The following is a 4,175-nucleotide window of genomic DNA, read 5'->3' as shown; positions in this document are numbered from 1 at the left end:
CGCGGCCAGGTCGGCAATGCGCTCGCGGGTGGCCGCCAGCGTGGCGTCCGTCAGGTCGGACGCCGTGGCGGCCGACACCATGGCGCGCGTCACTTCGTGGCGCGGCGCGGCGAAAATGTCCTGCGTGCGGCCCATTTCCACCACTTCGCCGTGCGACAGCACTGCCACGCGGTCGCAGATCTCGCGCACCACTTCCATCTGGTGCGTGATCATCACCACGGTGATGCCGGTCTTGCGGTTGATGTCGCGCAGCAGCGCCAGGATGTTGTGCGTGGTTTCCGGATCCAGCGCCGAGGTGGCCTCGTCGCTCAGCAGCACGTCGGGGTCATTGGCCAGCGCGCGGGCAATACCCACCCGCTGCTTCTGGCCGCCGCTGATCTGGCTAGGATAACGGTCGCGCAGGTGCTCCAGCCCCACCAGCGCCAGCAGCCGTTCCACCCGGGCCGGAATCTGGTTCCCGGGCACGCCGGCGATTTCCAGCGGCAGCGCCACATTGCCGTACACCGTGCGGCGTGCCAGCAGGTTGAAGCCCTGGAACACCATGCCGATGCGGCGGCGCTGGCTGCGCAGGCGCGCCTCGTCCAGGCCGGTCAGGGCGGTGCCGCCTATGGTGATTTCACCCTGGTCCGGGCGCTCGAGCAGGTTGATGCACTGAACCAGGGTACTTTTGCCGGCCCCGCTGGGGCCGATGATGCCGAACACCTCGCCCTGCTCGATGTGCAGGGTGATGTCGCGCAATGCCTCAAAGCGCCCGTGCGGGGTGGCGTAGGTCTTTGAGAGGTTTTCGATGTGGATCATGACGTTGCGATTGTGGTGGAGCGTGCTTCCAAAGAGAACAACTGTTTATTCTCTTTTTAATAACTTTTGGTTATATAAAGAAGCCGCTCCAGGCGTGATGCGCGCCGAACCATAGCACATGAGGCGTACCGACAGCACTGACCTGACACCAACCCGTACCAAGCACACTCCCACGCCGCACCAAACCGATGCGCCCCAAGCGGGGACGCGCGGAGCCGGCTCTGCCGGTCCGCAGCGTCGCCCCCCTGGGGGGGAAGCGCGCAGCGCTTCGGGGGGGTTCTACTACCTCGCGCGCGAGATGCGCACCTCGGCCCCGCGACGCTTCACCTCCAGGCCTTCGGACGGAAGAATGCGCAGGCCTTCCAGGCCCTTGATATAGCTGGAACCCTGCATCTGCATGACGCGGATCTTGTTGCGCATGACCACGGGATTATGCATGGGCATGCCGAACATCCAGACCTCGTCCAGGATGCGCGCCGAATTGAATTCGCCGGCGTGCTGCGCCACCGGCCCCAGGCACAGCATGTGCCCTTCGCGGCCGAAGACCGGGAATTTGTCGGTGCCGCATTCGATCGTCCAGGTAGTGCCGCCTTCGTAGCGGTGGCCGGTGTTCAGGTCCCACCAGGCCTCGCCCTTGGGCAGGTACACACGCACACTGTTGCCAGGCTGCGTCACGGGCGCCACCAGCAGCGCCGGGCCCAACAGGTATTGCATGTCCCAGTCGTGGGCGTCCGGATCGTGCGGGAAGCTCAGCGCCATGGAACGCTGCACCGGCAGGCCGGTGCGCACCGAATCTTCGATGGCGCCCAGCACATAGGGGATCAGGCGGTAGCGCCACTGCAGCCAGGTACGGGCCTGCTCGAGCGCGGCATCGCCGAACGACCAGGGCAGCAGCGACGCCACGCCCTGGAAGCAGAAGTTCGCCGAGAACACGCCGGCGGTCAGCCAGCGCAGGTACAGTTCGGGCGTCATGCCGTCCATGGGCGCGGTGGCCGAGCCAATGGAATGCACCTGCACAGGCACGCCGCTGGCGCCAATGGACAGCGCCGTGCGCAGGGTATGTTCCAGCCCCGCCCAATCGTTCGTGACTTGCGGCCCCAGTTGCCAAGGCAGGCGTTGCGCGGCCGGGAACAGATCGGTGCTGGGCACCACTCCCTCGGGCGGCACTTTGTGGCCGGCCACGGCATCGAACAGTGCGCGGCGCGCCAGCGCCGGATACATGGTGCGCAGCGCGGCGCCGGTTTCGCCATTGCGCGCGCTGACGCCGTCGGGAATGGCGATCTGGGCGTCGCAAACCGGGGCGTCCAGGCCGTCGTCCAGCAACTGGCGGTGGCGCTCGATCCACAGGTTGTATACGTCGCGGTAGGTCAGGTCCAGCAGGCCGTAGGGGCGGCCCGAGGTGGCGGCATTACCGTCGAACACCTGCGCGCTGCCGTCGTCGCGCGTCAACAGCCAGCCGCGGTCTTCCAGTTCCTCGAACAGGGGGCTGGTCTTGATGACCCCCGGAAAGCCGGTAGCGGCCACATGCACATGATGCTTGTGGAACAGGGCCAGCATCTGGCGCGCATCGGGAAAGCGCGTAGCGTCCCATTCGAACACGGCCTTGTCGGCCTGGAAGCCCCAGGCCGCGGGCGCCGCCAGCTTGACCGCGTCCAGCGGCAGTTGCAATTCGCGCATCTGCGCAACCAGTGCCGCGGTTTGCGTGGGCATTTCGCCTTCGGCCTGCTGCAGCCAGGCGCCCATGGCCCACAGCACCGGCTGGCCAGCACGGCCTGTCAGGGCCGTGTACTGGTTCAGGATTTCGCCCGGTTCGCCTGCGAACAGGAACAGGTCCAGTACCGCGTCTTCCACCGTCGCGGTGTACGCGGCCGGTACCGGATCCACGCCCACCCCATGGTGGATGCGGCGCATGGAATTCACATAGATGCCCCAGCCGCGCGGGCCCCAGGCCAGCGGCAAGGCGCGGTGCTCCGGGTCGTCGGACACGACTTCTTCGTCGCGGCGGTTCAGGTCGCCGGACGTTTCGCCCAGCCCGTACACGCGTTCGCCGCCTTCCAGCGCGAACGCGGCATTCCAGACGGCATGCTCGGGCTCGTCGAGCGCGTTGTGCCCGAATGCCGGTTCGTGCACCGACACATCGGATGCAAGCACCTGGACATCGTTGCGATACAAAGCCACGCGGACAGGGTCGGATTGAATTTCCAGCGCGACGTCGCCCTGGGAAATGCGCCAACCGTTGCCGTCATCGCGCGGCGCGATGGCGCACTCGCCCACCGCTTCCTGGCGGGCCAGCAACATTTCGGCGATGGCACGGGCGCGCGCGCCCGGCTTGTCGTCAGAAAGGAGATTCGCCTCGCCGCAGCGCAGGCGAAACACACCAGGCGCATGCGCCTCGACTACCAGACGTAACCCATCACCCGCATCGAAATCGATGCGGCTGGATCGCGAGGTCAGCAGCTCGATGGATTCGAGCTGGGTAGTGTGGGCAAAGTCGAATTTGGGCGGCACAGAGCATCCCCCGGCTTAAGCCAAAAAACCATTAAAAGACGCTATTTTGACGGATTTGGCCCTCGAAATAAACTCGGTCCCTTTTTTCATGCCGAATTCGGTTCCAGGGAGGCCCCCAAACCGCCGCGCCGGGCGCCGCAGCAACCACTTACTCTGACCCTTCCGGGCGAGCCCGCGCAATCGGCCACACTCGCGTTCTACGGGCAACGTCTGGCATTACGCGGGCTTCTACCGCCTTACACCACCTAGCGCGGCGCCACCGCGGCCAGCAGATCGGCTTCGAGCGGCAGCGGCTCGCCAGCCAGGCAGGCCGCCAGCGCGTCGCCCGCCAGGGCAGACCAGCTCAGCCCCCGCGAGGCATAACCCGCCGCCAGCCACAGGCCCGGCGCGTGGGCCAACGGCCCGACCGCCGGCAGGCGGCCCGGCAACACCGCGCGCCAACCCGCCCACCCCTGCAATTGGCCCGGCTGCAGGCCGGCCCAGCCGGCAGGCAGCCCGCCCAGCAAGCCCGCCACCTTGTCCAGGTTAGTTTGCTGGCCGGCCGCGCTGACCCGCGCCTGGACGGCGCCATGTTCGTAGGTGCTGCCCGCCACGCACCATTGCCGCACGGCGGGCAGCAGGTAGCCTTCGCCTCCCACGATGCAGCGCGGCCCTGTCTGGGCCGCCAGGGCGGGCAGGAGGCTGATTTCGCCGGCCAGCGCATGCATTTGCGCCATGCGCGGCAACGGGTCCAGCAAACCGCTGTCGCGCAGCAGCGCCTGCGCGCCGAAGGCGTTGGCCAGCACCACGGTAGCCGCGCAACCCAGCATCTGCCCGCCGGCGTCCAGCACTTGCCAGCCCCCGGGGCCGTGGCGCAGCGCGGCAGCCTG

Annotated in this window: 3 protein-coding genes; all 3 read right to left on the bottom strand. The window is 67.4% G+C overall.

The features are described from left to right. Positions 1-798, bottom strand: a 798-nt coding sequence (locus tag LPZ50_RS22625; protein WP_230665076.1) for a methionine ABC transporter ATP-binding protein, incomplete at its 3' end; no start/stop codon positions are given. A gap of 282 nt (positions 799-1,080) precedes the next feature. After that, a complete protein-coding gene (locus LPZ50_RS22620) occupies positions 1,081-3,306 on the bottom strand; it encodes a glycoside hydrolase family 31 protein (protein WP_230665075.1) in 2,226 nt (741 codons plus the stop codon). A 245-nt stretch (positions 3,307-3,551) separates the two neighbouring features. Next, the coding region (locus LPZ50_RS22615) for an FAD-dependent oxidoreductase (RefSeq protein ID WP_230665074.1) at positions 3,552-4,175 on the bottom strand (624 nt) is incomplete at its 5' end.

The sequence above is a fragment of the Bordetella petrii genome, assembly GCF_020991325.1.
Taxonomy (GTDB): domain Bacteria; phylum Pseudomonadota; class Gammaproteobacteria; order Burkholderiales; family Burkholderiaceae_B; genus Bordetella_A; species Bordetella_A petrii_E.
Note: the sequence above shows the minus strand (reverse complement) of the source record. Positions and strands in the feature narration are given on the sequence as shown.